Annotated in this window: 23 protein-coding genes; 15 read left to right on the top strand and 8 right to left on the bottom strand. The window is 68.2% G+C overall.

Translation table 11 applies throughout. From position 1 onward, the window contains the following. The first annotated feature begins 123 nt into the window (after positions 1 to 123). The 4 genes from ACWDSI_RS03200 (at position 124) to ACWDSI_RS03185 (ending at position 3823) form a co-directional block, all read left to right on the top strand. Positions 124 to 2154, top strand: a complete 2031-nt coding sequence (locus ACWDSI_RS03200) for an LCP family glycopolymer transferase (protein WP_449755635.1) — start codon at positions 124 to 126, stop codon at positions 2152 to 2154. Continuing rightward, positions 2154 to 2867: a TIGR03089 family protein gene (locus ACWDSI_RS03195; RefSeq protein ID WP_449755634.1), complete on the top strand. Its 714-nt coding sequence runs from the start codon at positions 2154 to 2156 to the stop codon at positions 2865 to 2867. The genes ACWDSI_RS03200 and ACWDSI_RS03195 overlap by 1 nt, the downstream gene beginning before the upstream one ends. A gap of 30 nt (positions 2868 to 2897) precedes the next feature. Continuing rightward, positions 2898 to 3194: a hypothetical protein gene (locus tag ACWDSI_RS03190; RefSeq protein WP_449755633.1), complete on the top strand. Its 297-nt coding sequence runs from the start codon at positions 2898 to 2900 to the stop codon at positions 3192 to 3194. A 230-nt stretch (positions 3195 to 3424) separates the two neighbouring features. After that, positions 3425 to 3823 carry a nitroreductase family deazaflavin-dependent oxidoreductase gene (locus tag ACWDSI_RS03185; protein WP_449755632.1) on the top strand — a complete coding sequence of 133 codons (399 nt, stop codon included), beginning with the start codon at positions 3425 to 3427 and terminating at the stop codon, positions 3821 to 3823. Positions 3824 to 3859: 36 nt separating this feature from the next. Here the strand turns inward: ACWDSI_RS03185 and purE are convergent, their stop codons facing one another. Both purE and ACWDSI_RS03175 read right to left on the bottom strand, forming a co-directional pair. Next, entirely contained in the window at positions 3860 to 4375 is a 516-nt protein-coding gene (gene purE, locus ACWDSI_RS03180; protein WP_449746231.1) for a 5-(carboxyamino)imidazole ribonucleotide mutase, read from the bottom strand. A gap of 167 nt (positions 4376 to 4542) precedes the next feature. Beyond that, complete coding sequence (locus ACWDSI_RS03175) at positions 4543 to 5787, bottom strand: 5-(carboxyamino)imidazole ribonucleotide synthase (RefSeq protein ID WP_449755631.1); 1245 nt, start codon at positions 5785 to 5787, stop codon at positions 4543 to 4545. A 76-nt stretch (positions 5788 to 5863) separates the two neighbouring features. Between ACWDSI_RS03175 and ACWDSI_RS03170 the strand changes: the two genes are divergently transcribed. Then, positions 5864 to 6424 carry a GtrA family protein gene (locus ACWDSI_RS03170; RefSeq protein ID WP_449755630.1) on the top strand — a complete coding sequence of 187 codons (561 nt, stop codon included), beginning with the start codon at positions 5864 to 5866 and terminating at the stop codon, positions 6422 to 6424. Here the strand turns inward: ACWDSI_RS03170 and ACWDSI_RS03165 are convergent. From ACWDSI_RS03165 to ACWDSI_RS03155, 3 genes are read right to left on the bottom strand one after another with little or no spacing between them, the layout of a single operon-like run. Then, positions 6396 to 7757 carry a sensor histidine kinase gene (locus tag ACWDSI_RS03165; RefSeq protein WP_449746031.1) on the bottom strand — a complete coding sequence of 454 codons (1362 nt, stop codon included), beginning with the start codon at positions 7755 to 7757 and terminating at the stop codon, positions 6396 to 6398. The two genes, ACWDSI_RS03170 and ACWDSI_RS03165, sit on opposite strands and share 29 nt — an antisense overlap. Before the next feature lie 27 nt (positions 7758 to 7784). Continuing rightward, positions 7785 to 8459: a response regulator transcription factor gene (locus ACWDSI_RS03160; protein WP_449746032.1), complete on the bottom strand. Its 675-nt coding sequence runs from the start codon at positions 8457 to 8459 to the stop codon at positions 7785 to 7787. Further along, complete coding sequence (locus tag ACWDSI_RS03155) at positions 8456 to 9019, bottom strand: PH domain-containing protein (RefSeq protein WP_449746033.1); 564 nt, start codon at positions 9017 to 9019, stop codon at positions 8456 to 8458. The genes ACWDSI_RS03160 and ACWDSI_RS03155 overlap by 4 nt, the downstream gene beginning before the upstream one ends. A 118-nt stretch (positions 9020 to 9137) precedes the next feature. Here ACWDSI_RS03155 and ACWDSI_RS03150 point away from each other — a divergent pair, with 118 nt between their 5' ends. After that, positions 9138 to 9752 (top strand): DUF6069 family protein, encoded by a 615-nt coding sequence (locus ACWDSI_RS03150; RefSeq protein WP_449746034.1) that lies wholly within the window; start codon positions 9138 to 9140, stop codon positions 9750 to 9752. A 64-nt stretch (positions 9753 to 9816) separates the two neighbouring features. Here the strand turns inward: ACWDSI_RS03150 and ACWDSI_RS03145 are convergent, their stop codons facing one another. Next, on the bottom strand, positions 9817 to 10623 hold the full coding sequence (locus tag ACWDSI_RS03145; RefSeq protein WP_449746035.1) for a biotin--[acetyl-CoA-carboxylase] ligase: 807 nt from the start codon (positions 10621 to 10623) through the stop codon (positions 9817 to 9819). Positions 10624 to 10700: 77 nt separating this feature from the next. On the opposite strand from ACWDSI_RS03145, the gene ACWDSI_RS03140 reads away from it, so the two are divergent. From ACWDSI_RS03140 to ACWDSI_RS03130, 3 genes are read left to right on the top strand one after another with little or no spacing between them, the layout of a single operon-like run. After that, entirely contained in the window at positions 10701 to 12329 is a 1629-nt protein-coding gene (locus tag ACWDSI_RS03140; RefSeq protein WP_449746036.1) for an acyl-CoA carboxylase subunit beta, read from the top strand. Then, positions 12326 to 12577 (top strand): acyl-CoA carboxylase epsilon subunit, encoded by a 252-nt coding sequence (locus ACWDSI_RS03135; protein WP_449746037.1) that lies wholly within the window; start codon positions 12326 to 12328, stop codon positions 12575 to 12577. Before ACWDSI_RS03140 ends, ACWDSI_RS03135 begins: the two co-directional genes overlap by 4 nt. Then, complete coding sequence (locus tag ACWDSI_RS03130) at positions 12574 to 13233, top strand: Maf family protein (protein ID WP_449746038.1); 660 nt, start codon at positions 12574 to 12576, stop codon at positions 13231 to 13233. Before ACWDSI_RS03135 ends, ACWDSI_RS03130 begins: the two co-directional genes overlap by 4 nt. 21 nt (positions 13234 to 13254) lie before the next feature. Here the strand turns inward: ACWDSI_RS03130 and ACWDSI_RS03125 are convergent, their stop codons facing one another. Continuing rightward, positions 13255 to 14274: a neutral zinc metallopeptidase gene (locus ACWDSI_RS03125; RefSeq protein ID WP_449746039.1), complete on the bottom strand. Its 1020-nt coding sequence runs from the start codon at positions 14272 to 14274 to the stop codon at positions 13255 to 13257. Positions 14275 to 14413: 139 nt separating this feature from the next. On the opposite strand from ACWDSI_RS03125, the gene ACWDSI_RS03120 reads away from it, so the two are divergent. The 6 genes from ACWDSI_RS03120 to ACWDSI_RS03095 all read left to right on the top strand — a co-directional run bounded on the left by ACWDSI_RS03120 (position 14414) and on the right by ACWDSI_RS03095 (position 20497). Beyond that, positions 14414 to 15304 (top strand): sulfurtransferase, encoded by an 891-nt coding sequence (locus tag ACWDSI_RS03120; protein ID WP_449746040.1) that lies wholly within the window; start codon positions 14414 to 14416, stop codon positions 15302 to 15304. A 7-nt stretch (positions 15305 to 15311) separates the two neighbouring features. Continuing rightward, positions 15312 to 15743 (top strand): SufE family protein, encoded by a 432-nt coding sequence (locus tag ACWDSI_RS03115; protein ID WP_449746041.1) that lies wholly within the window; start codon positions 15312 to 15314, stop codon positions 15741 to 15743. Positions 15744 to 15765: 22 nt separating this feature from the next. After that, complete coding sequence (locus ACWDSI_RS03110) at positions 15766 to 17193, top strand: condensation domain-containing protein (protein ID WP_449746042.1); 1428 nt, start codon at positions 15766 to 15768, stop codon at positions 17191 to 17193. Positions 17194 to 17285: 92 nt separating this feature from the next. After that, positions 17286 to 19082 carry an acetyl/propionyl/methylcrotonyl-CoA carboxylase subunit alpha gene (locus ACWDSI_RS03105; RefSeq protein ID WP_449755629.1) on the top strand — a complete coding sequence of 599 codons (1797 nt, stop codon included), beginning with the start codon at positions 17286 to 17288 and terminating at the stop codon, positions 19080 to 19082. 10 nt (positions 19083 to 19092) lie between these two features. Continuing rightward, positions 19093 to 19527: a hypothetical protein gene (locus ACWDSI_RS03100; RefSeq protein ID WP_449755628.1), complete on the top strand. Its 435-nt coding sequence runs from the start codon at positions 19093 to 19095 to the stop codon at positions 19525 to 19527. 97 nt (positions 19528 to 19624) lie between these two features. Further along, the gene (locus ACWDSI_RS03095) at positions 19625 to 20497 is read left to right on the top strand and encodes a 3-hydroxyacyl-CoA dehydrogenase (protein ID WP_449755627.1); all 873 of its coding nucleotides are present in this window, start codon (positions 19625 to 19627) and stop codon (positions 20495 to 20497) included. Between the two features lie 46 nt (positions 20498 to 20543). On the opposite strand, the gene ACWDSI_RS03090 is transcribed toward ACWDSI_RS03095, so the two are convergent. Beyond that, entirely contained in the window at positions 20544 to 21137 is a 594-nt protein-coding gene (locus ACWDSI_RS03090) for a nucleotidyltransferase family protein (RefSeq protein ID WP_449755626.1), read from the bottom strand. Positions 21138 to 21183 lie beyond the last annotated feature (46 nt).

The raw sequence follows: 21183 nt of genomic DNA, 5'->3' as shown, positions 1-21183 counted from the left end.
GTAACGGCCACCACTCGAACAACGGCATGCTCATGTGTCCCGTCGGCAACGCGACGCCGGTGGGTGCCCGGCTTTCACCGCCGGTGCTGCCAGGCTTCGACGAACGCAAAGGATCACCCACCCGTGGAGTCTCGACCCGAAGGCGCGCGACGCCGACCCGGCGTTCCGCGCGGCGACGAGCCCCACGCCGCGCGACGTCGGCGTCCACCGGCGGCCGACGGTCGTGACCAGGGATCATCCCCGCGTGCGCGGCGCGCACAGCCGCGACCGGACGAGACCACTCCGCGGGCCCGCAAACAGCAGCCCCGTGTCGAGACGAGCGCACGGGGGGAATCGGCGCGCGGGACAGAACAGCGTGGGTCTGCGCAGCGTGGGTCGGCACAGCGTGGGTCTGCGCAGCAGCAGCGTGGGCCGGCGCAGTCGCAGCGCGAGTCCGGGCAGCGGCCACGGCCCGTCGACGCCGACGCCACGCGACCGGCCGCGCGGCCCGGGCGGGCGTCGAAACAGCGCACGTCGGGTGAGATCCACACCCGCGACGGGCGGCAGAAGGCCGGGAAACCCCGGACCAAGCCTGCTCGGTCCACAACTGCTCAGCCGACGCCTGCTCAGCCGACGGCTGCTCGGCGGGAGGCGCCACCGGCGTCGCCCGATGCCGACACGGCGGGCGCCACTGCGCCGCCGGCACCCCCGGGGCGTCGCGGTCGGCTGTCCCTCGGCGGGTTCGACTCGCGTAAGACCTGGGGACGCGGCCTGGTGGCGCTGGTCTCCGTCGCCGTGCTGCTGTGCACGGGTTACGCGTGGAAGAGCATGAACGGGCTCTCCAACAGCATCACCCAGCTCGCCGGACTGGGCCTCGGTGGCGCCGACGACGGGGCCGTCGACATTCTCTTGGTGGGAATGGATTCACGCACCGACGCGAAGGGCAATCCGCTGTCGGAGCAGGAGTTGCGCTGGCTGCGTGCCGGCGACGACGTATCCACCAGCACAGACACCATCCTGCTGATCCGCATCCCCAACGACGGATCGTCGGCGACGGCGATCTCGATCCCGCGCGACTCATATGTCGAGGTGCCCGGAATCGGCAAGTCCAAGATCAATGCGGCCTACGGAACCACTCGGGAGGGCGTTCGCCGCCGCGCGGTGGAAGCGGGCAAGAGCGAGCCGGAGGCCGAGCGCGAAGGCACCCTCGCCGGCCGCAAGGCCCTGATCGACACCGTTGGGGATCTGACCGGGGTGCACGTCGACCACTACGCCGAGGTGGGATTGCTCGGCTTCGCCCTCCTGACAAAGGCCGTCGGCGGGGTGGATGTGTGCCTGAAGGAGCCGGTGGACGAACCGCTCTCGGGTGCCAAGTTCCGGGCCGGGCGTCAAACCCTCAACGGGCCGCAGGCTCTGAGTTTCGTTCGGCAGCGCCATGATCTGCCGCGCGGTGACCTCGACCGCATCACGCGCCAACAGGTGTACATGGCGTCGTTGACGCAGAAGATCCTCTCCGCGCACACGCTCACCGATCCCTCCAAACTCGGCGACCTCGAGAACGCGGTGTCGCGATCTGTGGTGATCGACAACGACTGGGACATCGTCCAATTCGCCGAGCAGCTCAAAGACCTCTCGGGCGGCCGGGTCAAGTTCGCCACGATCCCGGTGGTCGACGAGCAGGGCTGGAGCGAGGATGGTCAGCAGAGCGTGGTGACCGTGGACCCCAATGCGGTACAGGCATTCACCACCAAACTGCTCGATGGGCAGCGTCCGGACGCTCCCACCCAGCGCAGCGATTACAAGGTGGATGTGAACAACGCCGGCACCATCGACGGACTTGCCGGCAACGTGTCGAACATATTGACCAACAAGGGTTTCCAGGCCGGTAAGACCAGCAGCACACCCGCCAACATCCAGGATTCGGCGATCTACGCACGCTCCGCCGACGACGCCGGTGCGCTGCTGCTGTCCCGCGATCTCGGCGGGATGCGTGTGGTGGCCGACCCCTCACTGCCCGAACATCAGCTGAAACTGTTGCTGACCAACACCTTCGACGGCCCCGGATCGATCTCGGACACCGGAACGCAGGCCGACAACACGCCCGCCAGCGAGCGCGTGGGGAACAATGCGCCGCCGATCACGGCAGGCACCGACGGACCGGTCTGCGTGAACTGATGGCCGGCGACACCCTGACCGATGACTTGTTCGCCACGGTCACCGACTGGACGCGGCCGCTTCTCACCTTCTACGACGATCGGACCGGTGAACGTACCGAGTTGTCGGCGGCGACGCTCGGCAACTGGGCAGCCAAGACCGCGAACTTCCTGGTGGCCGAGATCGGTGTGCTCCCAGGCGATCTCGTCGTCGTCGATCTTCCTGAACACTGGCAGACCGCTGGAATCCTGCTGGGTGCGTGGTGGTCGGGGGCTCAGGTGCAGCTCGACGGTGACGATGCCGACGAGGCCGTGGTGGTGCTGACCAGCCGTGAACGACTCGATCGGTACCCCGACGCCGACGAGGTGCTGGTGGCTTCGCTCGATCCGTTCGCGCTGGGCGTCCGTGATCTGCCGGTGGGCGTCGGCGACTATGCGTCGGCGGTCCGGGTGCACGGCGATCAGTACCCCGGACTGCGGTACGCCGGAGCCGCATTCGATGGCCGGACCGGGCGTGAGATTGTGGCCGATGCCCGTGCCGCCGCCGCGGATTCGGGTATCGCGCCGGGAAGTCGTGTGTTCTCCACCCGCGAGTGGCACACCCACGACGGCGTCGTCGCGAACCTGCTGGCCCCGCTCAGTGTGGGCGCCAGCCTGGTCTGGGTGGCACCCGCCGACACCACCGACCTCGCCGCGCGGGCCGCCGCGGAGAAGGCGGACGTCGTTCTGGGCTGATGCCCGCGGGGCTCCGAGCACAGGTCGAGCGTGCCCACAACCGAGTCGAGCGTGCCCACAACCGAGTCGAGCGTGCCCACAACCGAGTCGAGCGTGCCCACCCGCCCGTCGAGCGTGCCCACATCGGCGTCGAACGTGCCCACATCGGGGTCGAGCGTGCCCACATCGGGGTCGAGCGTGCCCACCCGTCCGTCGAGCGTGCCCACATCGGGGTCGAGCGTGCCCGCATCGGGGTCGAGCGTGCCCACATCGGGGTCGAGCGTGCCCAGATACTCGTCGAATGTGTGTCGCCTCCTTGGTCGGGCGACCGCACTGGTCGAGCCGTGACCGCTGCTCGAGTACCTGACCGCTGGTTGAGTCCTGACCGCTGCTTAAGTCCCTGACCGCTGGTTGAGCCCTGACCGCTGGTTGAGTCCCTGACCGCTGGTTGAGCTTGTCGAAACCACCCGCAGGCACGCTCAACTCGGATCTGGGCACGCTCGACGATGAAGTGGGCACGCTCGACGATGAAGTGGGCACGCTCGACGATGAAGTGGGCGGTGAGGCACAGTGGCTGCATGCAGTTGCCGCGCACGCTCGCCCGCTTCAACAAGGTCGTCGCCAACCCGATCCAACGCCAGTGGGCTCCGCGACTGGCGCCCTGGGCGATGATCGAACACACCGGACGCACGTCGGGCAAGGCCTACTCCACGCCGGTCCTCGCGTGGGTGAGCGGGAGCGTTCCCGACCAGAAGATCTCGATCGTGCTGAACTACGGGGCCGATACCGACTGGGTACGTAACACGCTCGCTGCGGCATCAGCGGGAGTGATCCGAAAAGGCAAGCACTACAAACTCATTCGCCCCAGCATCATTCCTGCTGATTCCCCCGACCTCGCCAAGGGAGCACGTGTGTCGGCGATGCTGGCCGATTGGGCGTTGATCGCCACCCTCGTCCCGGCCGAATCGGTACCCTGAGACCGGACTCGACGGACCGGTCGACGCCAGGATCTCTCAGCTACCGCCGAGCAACCGTTCGCGCAACACCGCGTCCTTGTCCAGCACCAGCCTCTCGAGGCTCTGTTGGAACTCCTCCATTCGAGCGCGGAGCCTCGGATCGGCCGATGCGAGGATACGAACGGCGAGCAGTCCCGCGTTGCGGGCACCACCGATCGAGACGGTGGCCACGGGAACACCGGCGGGCATCTGCACAATCGACAGCAGCGAGTCCATTCCGTCCAGGTACCGCAACGGCACCGGCACCCCGATCACCGGCAACGGGGTTGCCGACGCCACCATGCCCGGAAGGTGCGCCGCACCGCCCGCGCCGGCGATGATCACCTCGATTCCCTCTCCGGCGGCACTCTTCGCGTAGTCGAGCATGCGCTGCGGGGTGCGATGGGCCGACACCACGCCCACCTCGAACGGCACATCGAACTCGGCGAGCGCCTCGGCGGCGGCTTCCATCGTCGGCCAGTCGGAGTCGCTGCCCATGATCAGGCCGACCCGCGCCCTGTTCCGGACCGGCATCGTCCCAGCAGGGCTGGTCTCGGCCGCATTCGTCTCGCTTGCATTCTTCTCGGCCGCGCTCACCTCGTCCGAGACGACCTCGGTAGGCCCGGCATCGTGGTCTACACCACCGTCGGCGTGCTCGCCCGAATCTGCGTGCTCCCCCGAATCGAAACGCTCAGCGTCGCTCATGAGTGTGGGTCCCATCCATCGGTCCAGTGCGCGTGTGACATCCAATGCGCGGCGCGTTCCGCGCGTTCCCGGGTCGATTCCACCGAGTCGCCCAAGCCTCCGACGATGTTGACATGTCCGATCTTGCGGTCGGCCCGCTCCCCCTTGCCGTAGAGGTGAACCTTCGCGTCGGGCATGCGCGCCATCAGGTGATGCAAGCGCTCGTCCATCGACATCTCCGGCGCCTGCTCGGCCCCGAGAATGTTCGCCATCACCGTCACCGGCGCACGCGCCGCCGTGGCCCCCAGCGGATAGTCGAGAACAGCACGCAAATGCTGCTCGAACTGCGAGGTCACCGCACCGTCCATCGTCCAGTGACCACTGTTGTGCGGCCGCATCGCGAGCTCGTTGACCAGGAGATCCCCATCGGTGGTCTCGAACAACTCCATCGCCATGACGCCGACCACCCCGAGTTCCGCCGCGAGCCGCAAGGCCATCTGTTCGGCACGTTCGGCCACCTCGCCGTCGAGTCCCGGCGCAGGCGCGATCACCACCGCACACTGGCCTTTGCGCTGCACCGTCTCCACCACCGGCCACGCGGCTCCCTGACCGAACGGCGACCGCGCGATCATCGCCGACAATTCGCGCCGCATCTCGACCTTCTGCTCGACGATGAGATCGGCGCCGGCGTCGAACTGTGCGTCGAAGACCGCCATCGCCGCATCCCGGTTGTCGACGATCCACACGCCCCGACCGTCGTAACCACCGCGGATCGCCTTGAGCACCACCGCCCAGTCGTGGCGTTCACCGAATTCGATCAAACGGGCCCGCGCCACACCAAGATCGGCGGCGAGATCGGCGAAATCGGGCACCGGCAACCCCAACTCGGCGAGCCGAACCCGCATCGCGAGCTTGTCCTGGGCGAAGTGCAGGGCCGCCGACGGTGGCCGTACCGCCACGCCCTCGGACTCGAGGGTCTGCAGATGTTGCAGCGGAACGCCCTCATGGTCGAAGGTGAATGCCGTCGCTCCCGCGGCGGCCGCACGCAGGTCACCGATGTCGTCGTGAGATCCCACCACCACGTCCGCACTGACCTGCGCGGCCGGATCGTCCGCAGAGGCCGCGAGAACCCGCAGACACTGGCCGAGCGCGATGGCGGCCTGATGTGTCATCCGCGCGAGCTGCCCGCCACCGATCATCGTCACTGTGGGCACGCCGGTCTCCGACCAGGTCGGTGCATCTCGCGAAGTCACGCGGTCCATCGTGGCATGTCCGACTCGTCAGTCGCATATCCGACCGCCGCCGGGCGATCAGATCGGGTTTGTACACTCAGATCTTGTGCCTTTCATCGATGACGCGGTAGCTCGCCTTCCGGAGCCGATCCGCCTCCGATTGATGAAGCACCATGAACTCATCAAATTCGCCCTCGTCGGCGGCACGACGTTCGTGTTCGACCTGGTGATCTTCTACGCCCTCACCTTCTCGGTGCTCGGCAACAAACCGGTCGTCGCGCGCATCATCTCCGGAACGCTCGCGGTGATCCTGAGTTACATCCTCAATCGCGAGTGGGCGTTCAAGAACCGCGGCGGGCGCGAACGTCACCACGAAGCGTTCCTGTTCTTCTTCATCAGCGGCATCGGCGTCCTACTGGCCGCCGCACCGCTGTGGCTGGCCAACAACGTGTTCGACCTACGTTCCAACCTCGATCCCCTGCAACTGGCGGTCGTCGACTTCATCCTGGGCTTCCTCATCGGCAACATCCTGCAGATGGCGTTCCGGTTCTGGGCCCTGCGGAAGTTCGCCTTCCCGGTCGAACAGCTCAGCGGGGGTGAGGCCGGTTCCACCGACCTGCATCCCACCGAGGACGAACTCAACGATGAGGAACTCGGTCACGCCTGACGTTCGGCGGGGCGTCGACCGCCCGTGGACCGCCCGACGCTTCGCCGGTGTCACCGCTGCTGCCGTCGACGACACCCTCACGTGCGGTCGGCACCACGATGGCGAACACCGGCGGTCGTCGCGAGGTGAGTTCGAGTCGACCACCGTCGGCCTCGATCAGAGCGCGCGCCAACGACAGTCCCACCCCGCTGCCGAGACCACCCGAGAAGCCGCGGCGAAAGATGACAGACGCCTCGTCGTCGGAGACGCCCGGCCCCTCGTCGGACACCGTGATCCGGAGCATGTCTCCCTTGAGGTCGCTCACCGCGATCCGGCATTGCCCGGTCCCGTGCTGCAGTGCGTTGTCGACGAGGACGCTCACCGCCTCCCGTAGCCTGCCCGGTCCGGCACTGCGCGCCACCCCACCTCCCGAGAAGGACGTGGTCAACACGCGCCCGGCATTCTCGAACGACTGGGAGAAATCGCCTGCAAGCGTCTCCACCAGCCCGGCCACGTCGACGCGCTCGGGTTCGGACGGCTCGTCCCGGGAGGCCGACACCAGATCGTCGAGCTCCTTCGCGAGCCGCTCCACCTGTCCGAGCGCGGCCTCAGCCTCGGCAACCACGGCCGGATCGTCGTGCAACGAAAGCTCGTCGAGCCGCAGCTGGATGGCCGTGAGCCTGCTCCGGATCTGATGCGACACGTCGCCGACGATCTGCCCCTCACGCTCGAGTCTCAGGGCGATCTCGGTGTTGGCGTCGCCGAGAGCCCGCGACAACCGGTCGAGTTCGTTGATGCCGTAGGACTTCCACTGTGTCCGGAAGTCACCGCGCGCCATCGCCGCGGCCCGGTCGGCCAGGTCGGTGACCGGGTCGGCGATCCGTCCGGCCGTCACCGCCGCCACCACCGTGCCCGCCGCCACCGATCCGGCCACCACGATCGACACGATGCCGATCGCGGCCAGCTGATCGCTGCGAACCGAATTGAGCGGGATCTCCAGGATCAGGGTGCCCGCGTTACCGAGTCCGATGGAGTCGGTCATCGCGGGTCCATCGATCTGTGCGCCGATCGATCGGGAGCGCACACCGCCGTCGGTGGCGTAACGCAGTGTGAGCCGGCCGTCCTCGGGAAGCAGCAGGCGCAGCGATTCGCTGTCGATCACCGCGGGGTCGATCCGATCGTCGGCCTGCGACTGCCGGATCACCTGATCGGAAATCACCTTCAGACGCGAATCGAGAGTCTGATGAGCACTGTCGGCCACCCACCACCATGCGACGACGCTCAGCGGTACACCCAGCAACGCTCCGACCGCCAGGAGCATGGCGATCATCGTGTAGAGGACTCGGCGGCGCATGGGAGCGTATCGGTGGGACTCGGGCGGCTACGAGTCGAACCGGAATCCGACGCCGCGCACGGTCACGATGTGGCGCGGGCGATCACGGCGGTCGTCGCCGATCTTTCGCCGCAGCCACGAGATGTGCATGTCGAGGGTCTTCGACGAGCGCAGGTCCGCCGACCCCCACACCTCGGTCAGGATCTCGTCGCGCGACACCACCTGCCCGGCACGCTCCATCAGGAACCGCAGCAGATCGAACTCGCGGTTGGCCAGCACGATGTCCTGGCCGTTGATCAGCACCCGCCGACCGCGCGCGTCGAGCTGGATGTCGCCCCCGTCGAGCACCACGTCCACCCCCTGGCGGCGGCGCAGCAGGGCACGCACCCGCGCCAGCAACTCGGCCAGCCGGAACGGTTTTCCCACGTAGTCGTCGGCGCCGGCGTCGAGTCCCACCACGAAGTCCACCTCGTCGGTGCGTGCGGTGAGCATCAGCACCGCCAGCTCGGGGCGCTCCACGCGTATCCGGCGACATACCTCGAGCCCGTCCATCTCCGGTAGCCCGAGGTCGAGGATCAGCAGTTCGTAGCGGTGATCGAGTGCCTGCCCCAGCGCCTCGCCGCCGGTTCCCACCACGTCGCAGCCGTAGCCCTCACGCGCCAATGCGCGGGCGAGCGGTTCGGCGATCGCCGCGTCATCCTCGGCGAGCAGTACATCTGTCATCGGTCGGCTTCCAGTCTCGTGTCGGAGGGCATCGGATTCTCCCTGTTGCCATACTCGTCGTCGTCGCGATCGTCGAGGACCTCGTGGTAGAGCATGGCGTGTACCCGCTGCACCCGCGGGATGTCGTCGAAGGACAGCGGTTCGTCCGACGCCGACTCGATGATCAGCGTGCCGGTGCGGAACAGGCGGTCAACCAGCCCGTGACGGAACTCGACGGTGTTGATCCGGCGGATCGGGATGTCGATGCCCGATCGGGTGACGATGCCGTTGCGGTAGATCACCCGCCGGTCGGTGAGCACGAAATGCGTCGACGTCCACGACATGAGCGGACGCACGAAGAACCACACCAGGCAGGCCCCCCAGAGCACCGCGACCGCGATGTAGGCCACCATGGCGACGGTCGGGTCGAAGCCCGCCGAACCGATGACCCCGCACAGCGCCCCGGCCACGGCGGTCGCCACGATGAACAGCAGAAACGGCCCGATCAACCGCTTCCAATGCGGATGTCGATGCAGCACCACGCGCTCACCCGGCGCGAGGTTCTCCCGTGGGTAGGGCATGGATGTCAGCATATCCGCCCCCGACCGGGTGAAACGTCGCACGCCGCCGACGCGACCGTGGCGGTGGACACGCTGAGTACACTCGCCCGCATAGCCGCGTCAAAGGTCAGGAGACTGCATGAGCTACCGCGACCCCCGCGACCCGAGGGATCCCCGCACCGCCAGGTACGAGCCCGGCTACGCCCCGGAATCGCGTGCCTACAGCCAGCCCCCGGAAGGATCGTCGTACACCGAGCGGGCATACCAGCAGCCCCAGTACCAGCAGCCCGAGTATCAGCAGCCCGGAACCCAGCAGCCCGCGCGCAAGCGCATCGGCCCCGACATCAATCCGGGCATGTTCACCGGCGGCGTGGTGATGACCGGCGTGGTGACGGGCCTGGCGGCCTGGCTCGCCGCGTGGGTGATCCGGGCCATCGCCCAGCGCGTCAACGAAGCCGGGAACCTGGGTGTGTGGAATCCGGTGGCACAGGACGAGATCTGGTTCGCGGTCACCGGCTTCGTGTGCGCGCTGGCCGCCGGCGCACTCTGGTACGTGCTGCAGCTGATCACGCCGTCACCCAACCAGTTCTACGTCTGGATCGTGGGCCTGTTGATCGCGGCAGCGGTGGTCATCCCGCTGGTGCTCTCCGCGCAGATCTCCACCGGCATCGGGACGGCGGTGATGCATCTGATCATCGGCCTGCCACTGATCTCGCTGATCCCGGCCATGGGCGAGAAGAGCAAGCGCCGCTGAGTGTTCGGGCCTCGGCAGCGCGACCGGCCACCGGGCCAACCGCCGGCGCCACCGGGCCACCCGGCTACCGGGCCCGGCGCAGGTGCAGCACGTCCCCGGCGGCGGCGGTGACCCGAGCGCCGTCGGGCCGCTGCACCACGATGCGTCCCTGCTCGTCGACATCGGCGGCAGTGCCCTCGAGAACCTCGCCGCCCGGGAGTTGCAGCGTGATCTGCCTGCCGAGGGTGTCGCAGCGTTCCCGGTAACGCGCAGCGACCCCGGCGATGTCGTCGGGCCACGGCTGCGCCGCCAACGCCGTCAGGTATGCCGCGGCCAGCGCTGCGGGGTCCACCGGTGCACCTGTCTCCTCGAGCAGACTCGTCGCGGTGGGCACCGGCAGCTCCGCGGCCGACATGTTCGTGTTGATCCCGATCCCCACCACCACCACGCCACCGTCGGCGGCAGGTGTGAACTCGGCGAGGATGCCGGCGACCTTCTTCTCTCCGACGAGCACGTCGTTGGGCCACTTCAGCACCGGACGCACCCCGGTGGCACGGTCGATGGCCGTGGCCGCGGCGACGCCGGTGGCCAGCGACAACCAGCCGAGCTTCGCGGTGTCCGCACCGGAATCGAGCACGACGGAAATCGCCAGTTGCCCGCCCGCGGGAGCGCTCCACACCCGTGCGTGCCGCCCCCGCCCGGCCACCTGATCGGTGGTGATCCGGACGGTGCCCACGATCCCGGGCTCGAGTGCCCGCGCGGCGAGGTCGGCGTTGGTCGACCCGGTGGACGCCACCACCTCGATCGGCCCCCAGCGGCGCACCCCGGCCTCATCGAGGAGCGAGCCGATCCTGCGTTCGACGTCGTGCGTATCCGGTGCCTCGGCGGTCATGGTGCGAGCCTAGAACGTCACCGCCTGCACGCGGCCGGTTGACGTGCATCACAGCACTCTCGATAGCATCGACTCCCATGACCACTGCTTCGTCAGATTCCGGGGCCGCGCCCGACATCCACACCACCGCCGGAAAGCTCGACGACCTGCGGCAACGACTGGCCGAAGCGCGGTATCCGGTCGGCGAGGCAGCGGTGGACAAGATCCACGCCAAGGGCAAGCTCACCGCGCATGAGCGCATCACCTACCTGCTCGACGAGGGGTCGTTCGTCGAACTCGACGCGCTGGCCCGGCATCGCAGCACCAATTTCGGTCTGGCCGACCGTCGTCCGCTCGGCGACGGCGTGGTCACCGGCTACGGCACCATCGACGGCCGCGAGGTGTGCATCTTCTCCCAGGACGTCACCGTGTTCGGCGGCAGCCTCGGCGAGGTGTACGGCGAGAAGATCGTCAAGGTCATGGACCTCGCGATCAAAACCGGACGCCCGCTGATCGGCATCAACGAAGGCGCGGGCGCCCGTATCCAGGAGGGCGTGGTCTCCCTCGGTCTCTACGGCGAGATCTTCTACCGCAACGTCCGCGCGTCGGGCGTCATCCCGCAGATCTCCCTCATCATGGGTCCCGCCGCGGGCGGGCACGTCTACTCCCCCGCGCTCACCGACTTCACCGTGATGGTCGACCAGACCAGCCAGATGTTCGTCACCGGGCCCGACGTGATCAAGACGGTCACCGGCGAGGACGTCACGATGGAAGACCTCGGCGGCGCCACCACCCACATGACGAAATCGGGTGTGGCGCACTATGTCGGCTCCGACGAGGAGGACGCCCTCGACTACGTGAAGGACCTCCTCGGCTATCTGCCCAGCAACAACCGCGCCGACCCGCCGCGCCTGCCGGTGGATCAGCCCGCCGCCGGGTCGATCGAGGACACCCTCACCGAGGAGGACCTCGAACTCGACACGTTGATCCCCGACTCGGCCAATCAGCCCTACGACATGCACGAGGTGATCGAGCACATCGTCGACGACGGCGAATTCCTCGAGGTCCAGGCCGAACGGGCCACCAACATCATCATCGGTTTCGGCAGGGTCGACGGCCGCAGCGTCGGCATCGTGGCCAACCAGCCAACCCAGTTCGCCGGTTGCCTCGACATCAACGCATCGGAGAAGGCCGCACGCTTCGTGCGCACGTGCGACGCGTTCAACGTCCCGATCGTCACCCTCGTCGACGTGCCCGGCTTCCTCCCCGGCACCGACCAGGAATACAACGGCATCATCCGGCGCGGCGCCAAACTGCTCTACGCCTACGGAGAGGCCACGGTCGGCAAGATCACCGTGATCACTCGCAAGGCCTACGGCGGCGCCTACGACGTGATGGGTTCCAAGCACATGGGTGCCGACGTCAACCTGGCCTGGCCCACCGCGCAGATCGCCGTGATGGGCGCGTCCGGCGCCGTCGGATTCGTCTACCGGCATCGGCTGCTGGAAGCCGCGACCACCGGAGAAGACGTCGACGCGCTGCGCCTGCAACTGCAGGAGGAGTACGAGGACACCCTGGTGAACCCGTACGTCGCCGCCGAACGCGGTTACGTCGACGCCGTGATCCCGCCGAGCCACACCCGCGGCCAGATCGCCACCGCGCTGCGGCTGCTCGAACGCAAGGTGGTCAGCGTGCCGCCCAAGAAGCACGGGAACATCCCGCTGTGAGCACGGGGAACACGGGTGACGCAGACCCCACCACGAACGGCAGCGACGATTCCCGTCCGATGCTGCGGATCGTCTCGGGCAACCCCACCGACGAGGACATCGCCGCGCTGGTCGCGGTGCTGACCGCCGCCGGCGGTGGCCCGGCCCCGCATCACGACGCCGGTCCCCGCGACGACTGGGGACGCATCGAGGACAATCTGCGTTCGGCCTGGCCGGCCTCGACCGGATTCCTCCGCGGACGCTGGTGACCTCACACATCGAGGTCATCCTCGGGTCGGCGTCACCAGCCCGTCTGTCGGTGCTGCGACACGCCGGTCTCGCCCCGCGCGTCCTGGTCTCCGACGTCGACGAGGACGCGCTGCTCACCGAACTCGTCGGCGCCGACCCCGGTGACGCGGTGGCCCGCCTCGCCGACGCCAAGGCCGACGCGGTGGTCGCGACGGTCCTCGCCGAACGGGCCGCGGCCCCCGACGTATCCGGACTGCCCGACGTGGTGATCCTGACCTGCGACTCGATGCTGCTGCATCGGGGCACGCTCTCGGGCAAACCACACACCGCCGACGCCGCGATCGCCCAGTGGAAACGGGTGCGCGGGACCGACGGCGAACTGCTCACCGGTCACTGTGCGATGCGGGTGTCGGGTCTCGACGTCGTCGGGCGCACCCACGACACAGCGTCGACGATCATCCGTTTCGGCCACGTGTCCGACGCGGAGATCGAGGCCTACGTGGCCACCGGCGAACCACTCGAGGTGGCCGGCGCCTTCACCCTCGACGGGCTCGGCGGCTGGTTCATCGACGGGATCGAGGGCGACCCGTCGTCGGTCATCGGCATCGGCCTGCCCACCGTGCGGCATCTGCTCGCTCGGCTGGGCATCGCCGTCGCCGACCTCTGGCGCCCCTGACGCCACCGCGCGCGGCAGAGCTCAGGCGAACACTTCGGGCCAGTAGCGGTGCAGACAGTCGATCGGCTGTCCCTGCCGGTTGTAGCTCGGTCCGGCGAACCCGAGGCTGATCGCCGCGATGCGCTGCGGGCTGGTGCCGTGACCCTCACCCGACCTCGCGTCGCCGATCTGGCCGAGCAGCGCCACCGCCTGCACGATGTCGGGAATCGAGAGCTGGTTACGTTTGAGTACCGTGGCCGCCCAGTTGCCGGCGAGACAATCGGCGATCAGCTCGTCGTTGTCCCCGTGCGGTAGGTCGGCGGCGGGCACCCCGCCGGATTTGGCGATGCGGTACACCACGTTGTGGCCGTACTCGTGTGCGATGACGGTGGCCGCGGTGAACTCACCGAGGAACGCCCCCGAACTGCCCAGCAGCCGACCGTTCCAGATGTCGACGAACGTCGACACCGGCAACACCACCGCGCCCTGCCGGCGTTGCCCGGCGCCGGTGGTCGCGGTGTCGAGCGGGCAGAAGAAGGCGTTGGGGGTGTCGGCCTGTACCAGTTCGCGGGCGCCATCGGCATTCGTGCACTGCGACAAGAACTCCCGGCCCTGCTTCACCAGTACCCGACCCGGCTGCGGCTGACCCCACCGCAGACCCGTGAACCACGCCCCCCAGGTGTCGTCGAGGTCGTCGAGCACCGAACCGATGTAGCCCGGAACGGTCTGCGGCGCGTTCGCCGCCGTGACCCTTCCGGTCATCAGGCTCTCCGACGGCGCCGAGAGCATCGGGCACACCGACGGCGTGCAGGCGCCCGGCACCGCGGCCGTGCCCGGTTCCGGCGATCCACCGGGGGTGGTGGCCGTGGGTGAGCTGGTCTCGGTGGTGGTCGGTGCCGAACCGGTCCGGGTCGCCGTGGCCGTGGTGGTCTCGGTGGGCTCGCCGTTGCGCGGGGACGACGACGAGCACGCAGCCACGGCGAGTACCGCGGCGAGGGCCACGACCACGACGGCCGCACGGAGGCACTGCGACGGGCACCTGTCGGGCGCGGGTCGGATCATGCGGGGAAATCTACCAACGGCCGCGGCCCGACCGAATCGACGGCCGACGAATGAATGACGCGATCTCGACTACGCTGTTGAAGGACCAACGCCGGTCCACCGCGCCGCATCGAGCCCAATGGGAGCTGGAGAACTGACCGTGAGTGTTGAAACCGACCCGAATCCGGCATTCGCCGAGTACGCGCATCCCGAGCGTCTGGTGACCACCCAGTGGTTGTCGGCGCACCTGGGCGCCAAGGGTCTCAAGATCGTCGAGTCCGACGAGGATGTGCTGCTCTACGACATCGGTCACATCCCGACGGCACAGAAGATCGACTGGCACCTGCACCTCAACGATCCGGTCACGCGGGACTACATCAACGGTGAGCAGTTCGCAGAACTGATGCGCAGCAAGGGAATCGAGCGCGACGACACCGTGGTGATCTACGGCGACAAGAGCAACTGGTGGGCCGCGTACGCGCTGTGGGTGTTCACCCTGTTCGGGCACGAGGACGTGCGGCTGCTCGACGGCGGGCGCGACGCGTGGATGTCGGAGGACCGCGACACCTCCTTCGACGTCCCCGAATATCCGCGCAGCGATTACCCGGTCGTCGAACGTGACGATTCACGGATCCGGATCTTCGCCGACGAGGTTCGCGCCGCGCTGGGTTCCGAACCGCTCGTCGACGTCCGTTCGCCGCAGGAGTACACCGGCGAACGCACCCACATGCCCGACTATCCCGAGGAGGGCGCGCTGCGCGGCGGACACATCCCCACCGCGGTCTCCATCCCCTGGGCCAAGACGGTCCGATCCGACGGGCGTTTCCGCCCGCGGGCCGAACTCGACGAGATCTACGACGGCCTCGATCCCGCCACCGCCACCATCGCCTACTGCCGTATCGGTGAGCGGTCGAGTCACACCTGGTTCGTCCTGACGCATCTGCTCGGTTTCACCAACGTCCGCAACTACGACGGCTCGTGGACCGAGTGGGGCAACGCGGTCCGTGTACCCATCGCCGTCGGCGATGCGCCCGGCGAAACCCCCGGGTGAACCGGCCATGGCCGCCCTTCCACCGGCCCTCGCCGAGATCGTCGACGACTTTGCTGCGCTTGGCGATTCGGACAAGGTGACGCTGCTGCTCGAGTTCGCGGGCGAGTTACCCCCGCTGCCCGAGTATCTCCACGAGGAGGCCATGGAACCGGTACCGGAGTGCCAGTCGCCGGTGTTCCTCTCCGTCGACGCCGCCGACCCCGCGGCGGTGCGCCTGTTCTTCAGCGCACCGCGGGAGGCGCCCACCACCCGCGGATTCGCGTCGATACTGGCGCAGGGACTCGACAGCGAACCGGCCGAGGTCATCCTCGACGTGCCGGGCGACTTCTACCACGACCTCGGACTCGACGCGGCGGTCAGTCCGCTGCGCCTGCGCGGCATGGCCGGAATGCTCGGCCGCATCAAGAATCAGGTGCGCACACAGACCGGGCGCCGGTGAGCACCGCCGGAACGGCACGCCGATGAAGTTCGTGCAGATCCTGGAAGAGCCGATCGCCCCCGGCGGGCTCGTCGAATGGGTGCCGTCGGTCCGGGGCGGGCTGGCCGCGTGGGACAGCGACTCCCGGCTCACCTCACACAACCACGAGCAGCATCTGCGCTCGGCGTTCGAGTACCGGGCCCGTACCCGGCGCGAGGGCGGCCGCGAGTCGTGGCTCGGCCTGGTGATCGAGTTCGACGAACCCCTGTCGATCCCCGCGATCCGCGCCACCCTGCTCACGTGGATCGACCGCCACGAGGTGCTGCGCAGCCACGTCGTACTGACCGGCGACGGGCTGACCCGGCTCACCACCGCACCGGGCACCGTCGGACTCAAGATGGGCCGGATCGGCTGGTACAACGAGTCCGGTCCGCTGACCGAGCAGGTCGCCGGGGCCTTCGACCGGGCAACCGCTCCCCTGCAATGGCCGGCCTACCTGTTTGCCACGGTGGGCCGGGAGGATTCCTTCACCCTGCTGTTCGCCGCCGACCACTCGCTGGTCGACGGGTACTCGCTGATCACGGCGCAACACGAACTCGTCACGCTCTACCAGTCGCAGCGCGACCATCGCGACGTCGAGTTACCCGAGGTGGGCAGTTACGTCGACTTCAGCGCGCAGGAACGCCGACTGGCCGATCAGACCGGCGCCGACCATCCCGCGGTGCCCACGTGGTCGACGTTTCTGCGGGCGGGCCGAGGCGACATGCCACCGTTCAATGACGGCCTCGGCGGTGAACGCGTTCCCGGTACCGAACCCGACCCGGCCACCGACCCGCCGCAGCAATCGGTGTCGGGGGTGGTGGTCGACGACGACGCGGCCAACCGGTTCACCGCGGTGTGCTCGCAGGCGGGCGGCACGCTGGCCGCCGGTGTTCTGGCCGCGTTCGCGCTGGCCCATCACGGCCAGACCGGCGACTCGGAATTCCGCTGTGTGCTGCCGCGTCACACCCGTGACGAATCCCGGTGGCTCACCGCGCTGGGCTGGTTCGTCGCGGTGGCCCCCTTCTGTCTGGACATGTCCGACTCCCCCACCTTCGATCAGGCGGTCGCGCGCGCCACCACCGAACTCAAACGGGCTCGCCAGGGGGCGTCGTTGCCGTTCCTGCGGGTGGCCGGCCTGATGGGCTACCGGGGCGAACCGCGCTTTGTGATCTCGTTTATCGACACCCGGTACGCACCCGGCGCCGCGGCGGCCGACGCCGGCCGCGCCCGGGTCATCCGCAGCCACAGCTACTCCCCCGACGAGGTGTTCATCTGGATCAACCGGACGCCGTCGGGGATGCGGTTGTCCGCGCGTTTTCCCGCCGACGACAGCGACCCGGACACGCAGCCCGTGCGCCGCTATCTGAAGGATTTCGTCGACCTGGTGCGCACGGTCGGAGACGAGAGCACGTTCAGCATTCAGAGGTGACCCTCGCCGTCACCGATCGTTTGATCGGTGGGTTAGGGTGAACCCCGGACCACCGACAACCCACGCTCAGTAGTCAGGCCCCAGGAGAACAAGTGCCCAGTCCCACGATCAGCAAGATCCTCATCGCCAACCGGGGAGAGATCGCCGTCCGCGTCATCCGGGCCGCTCGTGACGCAGGTATCCCCAGCGTCGCGGTGTATGCGGAACCCGACGCGAACGCGCCGTTCGTGCGGCTGGCAGACGAGGCCTTCGCGCTGGGCGGGCAGACTTCGGCGGAGTCGTATCTGGCCATCGACAAGCTTCTCGACGCGGCCGCCAAGTCCGGCGCCAACGCCGTTCACCCCGGGTACGGCTTCCTGTCGGAGAACGCCGACTTCGCGCAAGCGGTCATCGACGCCGGGCTGATCTGGATCGGTCCGTCGCCGCAGTCGATCCGCGACCTCGGCGACAAGGTGACCGCACGCCACATCGCGCTGCGCGCGGACGCGCCGATGGCCCCGGGCACCAAGGACCCGGTCAAGGACGCCGACGAGGTGGTGGCCTTCGCCGAGGAGTTCGGTGTCCCGGTGGCCATCAAGGCGGCGTTCGGTGGCGGTGGTCGCGGCATGAAGGTGGCCTACTCCATCGAGGAGATCCCCGAACTGTACGAGTCGGCGCACCGTGAGGCCACCGCCGCGTTCGGCCGCGGTGAGTGTTTCGTCGAGCGTTATCTCGACAAGGCCCGCCACGTCGAGGCACAGGTGATCGCCGACCAGCACGGCAACGTGATCGTTGCCGGCACCCGCGACTGCTCGCTGCAGCGCCGGTTCCAGAAGCTCGTCGAGGAGGCCCCGGCGCCGTTCCTCACCACCGAGCAGCGTGAGCGCATTCACTCGTCGGCCAAGGCGATCTGCCGCGAGGCCGGCTACTACGGTGCGGGCACCGTCGAATTCATGGTGAGCGCCGACGGCCTCATCTCGTTCCTGGAGGTCAACACCCGACTGCAGGTGGAGCATCCGGTGACCGAGGAGACCGCGGGCATCGACCTGGTGCGCCAGCAGTTCCGCATCGCCAACGGCGAGAAGCTGGAGCTCTCCGCCGACCCCGAACCCCGCGGGCACGCCTTCGAGTTCCGCATCAACGGCGAGGACGCGGGACGCAACTTCCTGCCGGCCCCCGGCCCGGTGACCGTCTACCACGAGCCTGCGGGTCCCGGTGTGCGCGTGGATTCCGGTGTGGAGCAGGGCAGCGTGATCGGCGGACAGTTCGATTCGATGCTGGCCAAGCTGATCGTCACCGGCGAGACCCGCGAGCAGGCGCTCGAACGCGCCCGCCGCGCGCTGTCGGAGTACCGCATCGAGGGCCTGGCCACGGTGTTGCCGTTCCATCGTCACATCGTGTCCAACCCCGCCTTCGTCGGGCGGACCACCGACGACGGCACCGAGACGTTCGACGTGTACACCAAGTGGATCGAAACCGAGTGGGACAACCCGATCGAGCCGTACACCGGTGGCGAGCCCATCGAGGACGAGGAGCTGCCGCGGCAGAGCGTCGTCGTCGAGGTCGGTGGACGTCGCGTCGAGGTGTCGCTGCCCGGTGACCTGGCGCTCGGTGGCGGCGGGTCGGCGGCGCATGGCGTCGTGCACAAGAAGCCCAAGCCGCGTGCCCGCAAGAAGGGTGGCGGTGCTGCCGCCTCCGGCGACGCGGTGACCGCACCGATGCAGGGCACCGTGGTGAAGATCGCTGTCGAAGAGGGCAAGCAGGTGGCCGCGGGCGATCTGGTGGTGGTCCTGGAGGCCATGAAGATGGAGAACCCGGTGACCGCGCACAAGGACGGTGTGGTCACCGGCCTGGCCGTCGAGGCCGGCGCGGCGGTCACCCAGGGCACCGTTCTGCTCGAACTCAAATAGAGCTCAGCAGGTGGAGCCGGTCGAGATCAATGCCGGTTCGTGGTATCTGCGCGGCCTACGTGCCGATGATCGGCTCTCGGATGCGGCCGCCCTCGCAGAACTGGGTGTCGATGACCCGGCGCGATACGTGGCGAGCAGCGACGCCGGCTGGCGAGACGAAACCACGTTCACCTGGGCGGTGTGTGTGCCGACCACCGGTGAGTTGATCGCACTGATCGGGCTGACCCCGGCCGCCGACGCGACGAAATCCGGTGCAGCCCAGTCCGACGCAGCCCCGTCCGGCACAGAGGAGTCCGGTGCAGCGGTGCTCTCCGGCTGCTGCCGCGCCGGCGGAGCCGACGCGATGACTGCCGCGGTGGCCCCGGTGTCCCGATTCGCTGCCGGTGCCCTCGGCCTGTCGGTGACCGGCGCATTGATCGATGCCATACCGCCGGTGATTGTGTGACGGAGTGGACAGCTCGATCCCGGACTCACCTTGCGGTGCGGTTGCGTTGAACTCTGGGAGGGAGGGAAATCCACCACAATCACGGAGGTTTCACACCATGGCAGATTTTCACAACATCACGGTGCTCGGTGCAGGCGTACTGGGCTCCCAGATCGCCTTCCAGTCCGCGTTCAAGGGTTTCGACGTCATCTCCTATGACGTCAGCGACAAGGCACTCGCGGCTGCGGAGAAGCGCTTCGACGGCCTCGTCGAGACGTACAAGGCCGAGGTTCCCGACGCCGGGAACGGCGCCGCGGAGGCCGGCCGCGCCCGCATCACACTGACCAGCGACCTGGCCAAGGCCGTCGCCGACGCCGACCTCGTCATCGAAGCGGTGCCCGAGGTTCTCGAACTCAAGCAGGAGATCTACCGCAAGCTCGCCGACCTCGCGCCGGCGAAGACGGTATTCGCCACCAACTCGTCGTCGCTGCTGCCCAGCGACCTCAAGGCATGCACCGGCCGCCCCGACCGATTCCTCGCACTGCACTTCGCCAATCGCGTGTGGCAGTTCAACACCGCCGAGGTGATGGGGACCAGCGACACCGACCCCAAGGTCTACGACGAGGTGGTCGAGTTCGCCAAGCAGATCGGGATGGTGCCGATCCAGCTGCACAAGGAGAAGGCCGGCTACGTCCTCAACACCCTGCTGATCCCGTTCCTCAACGCCGGACTCGAACTCGTCGCCGGCGGCTACGCCGACCCCGAGGATGTCGACGAGACGTGGCGGATCGCCACCGGATCACCGCTGGGCCCGATGCAGATCTACGACGTGATCGGGCTGGAGACGCCGTACAACATCCTGATGAACGGCGACCAGGGCAACCGGCACCTCGGTGCCTGGCTCAAGGCCAACTACATCGACGAGGGCAAGCTGGGCATGGCCAGCGGCGAAGGCTTCTACACCTACCCTGCCAAGTCTTCCGCCTCCTGAGGTCGGGTCCGCCGAGTCGGTGGGCTCACACCCCGATTCGGTCGGCTCACCGGTGATCCCGGTCGAGTCCCGAGGCCAGATCCGAACACTCCACCTCGACGACGCTGTGGGCGTGTGCGCGCAGATAGCGCGCCGCGCCCACATCGCCGTCGAGGGAGTCGATCACCCCGTCGAGGTGCTCGGCTCCCAGATACACCGGGTGGCCGGGGCGCCCGCGATAGGTGACGCGCACCAAACGGTCCGGTGCACGGGCGGCGGCGTCGAGGAGCCGGCCGACCACCTCACCGCCGACGTCGGGCATGTCAACAACATGTAAAACCACACCGGCGAACCGGTTGCGGCTCCGCGCCCACCGCAACGCCGCGCGCACCGTCGCCGACAATCCGTCCGACCAATCGTCCACCACCAGCCCGACGGTGTCGTCGGGTGGTTCGATCACCGCCGCACCCATCGCCACGGCCACCTCGTCGCATCCCCCACCACGTAGTGCCGCCACCGCATTGCGTAGCCATACTCCTTGTGCAGCAAGGATTTTCGGCTGCCCGAAGCGCGTTCCGGCACCCGCCGCGAGTACCACGCCGGCCACCGACGTCCCCGTGCGCGCGCGACCGGGGTTCCCGTCGGGTGATCGCAGAGTCATGATGTGCGCCGATGGTAGGCGCACCCGTCCGTTCTGTCCCCTTTAC

The organism is Gordonia sp. NPDC003429 (genome assembly GCF_053588575.1).
Note: the sequence above shows the minus strand (reverse complement) of the source record. Positions and strands in the feature narration are given on the sequence as shown.

Coding starts and splice junctions, on each gene's coding strand:
- ACWDSI_RS03145 (WP_449746035.1), bottom strand. CDS start 10,623: ATGACCGCCGAGGCACCGGATACGCACGACGTCGAACGCAGGATCGGC.
- ACWDSI_RS03175 (WP_449755631.1), bottom strand. CDS start 5,787: ATGGACCGCGTGACTTCGCGAGATGCACCGACCTGGTCGGAGACCGGC.
- ACWDSI_RS03160 (WP_449746032.1), bottom strand. CDS start 8,459: ATGACAGATGTACTGCTCGCCGAGGATGACGCGGCGATCGCCGAACCG.
- ACWDSI_RS03150 (WP_449746034.1), top strand. CDS start 9,138: ATGAGCTACCGCGACCCCCGCGACCCGAGGGATCCCCGCACCGCCAGG.
- ACWDSI_RS03155 (WP_449746033.1), bottom strand. CDS start 9,019: ATGCCCTACCCACGGGAGAACCTCGCGCCGGGTGAGCGCGTGGTGCTG.
- ACWDSI_RS03195 (WP_449755634.1), top strand. CDS start 2,154: ATGGCCGGCGACACCCTGACCGATGACTTGTTCGCCACGGTCACCGAC.
- ACWDSI_RS03140 (WP_449746036.1), top strand. CDS start 10,701: ATGACCACTGCTTCGTCAGATTCCGGGGCCGCGCCCGACATCCACACC.
- ACWDSI_RS03110 (WP_449746042.1), top strand. CDS start 15,766: ATGAAGTTCGTGCAGATCCTGGAAGAGCCGATCGCCCCCGGCGGGCTC.
- ACWDSI_RS03125 (WP_449746039.1), bottom strand. CDS start 14,274: ATGATCCGACCCGCGCCCGACAGGTGCCCGTCGCAGTGCCTCCGTGCG.
- ACWDSI_RS03115 (WP_449746041.1), top strand. CDS start 15,312: ATGGCCGCCCTTCCACCGGCCCTCGCCGAGATCGTCGACGACTTTGCT.
- ACWDSI_RS03090 (WP_449755626.1), bottom strand. CDS start 21,137: ATGACTCTGCGATCACCCGACGGGAACCCCGGTCGCGCGCGCACGGGG.
- ACWDSI_RS03165 (WP_449746031.1), bottom strand. CDS start 7,757: ATGCGCCGCCGAGTCCTCTACACGATGATCGCCATGCTCCTGGCGGTC.
- ACWDSI_RS03095 (WP_449755627.1), top strand. CDS start 19,625: ATGGCAGATTTTCACAACATCACGGTGCTCGGTGCAGGCGTACTGGGC.
- purE (WP_449746231.1), bottom strand. CDS start 4,375: ATGCCGGTCCGGAACAGGGCGCGGGTCGGCCTGATCATGGGCAGCGAC.
- ACWDSI_RS03185 (WP_449755632.1), top strand. CDS start 3,425: ATGCAGTTGCCGCGCACGCTCGCCCGCTTCAACAAGGTCGTCGCCAAC.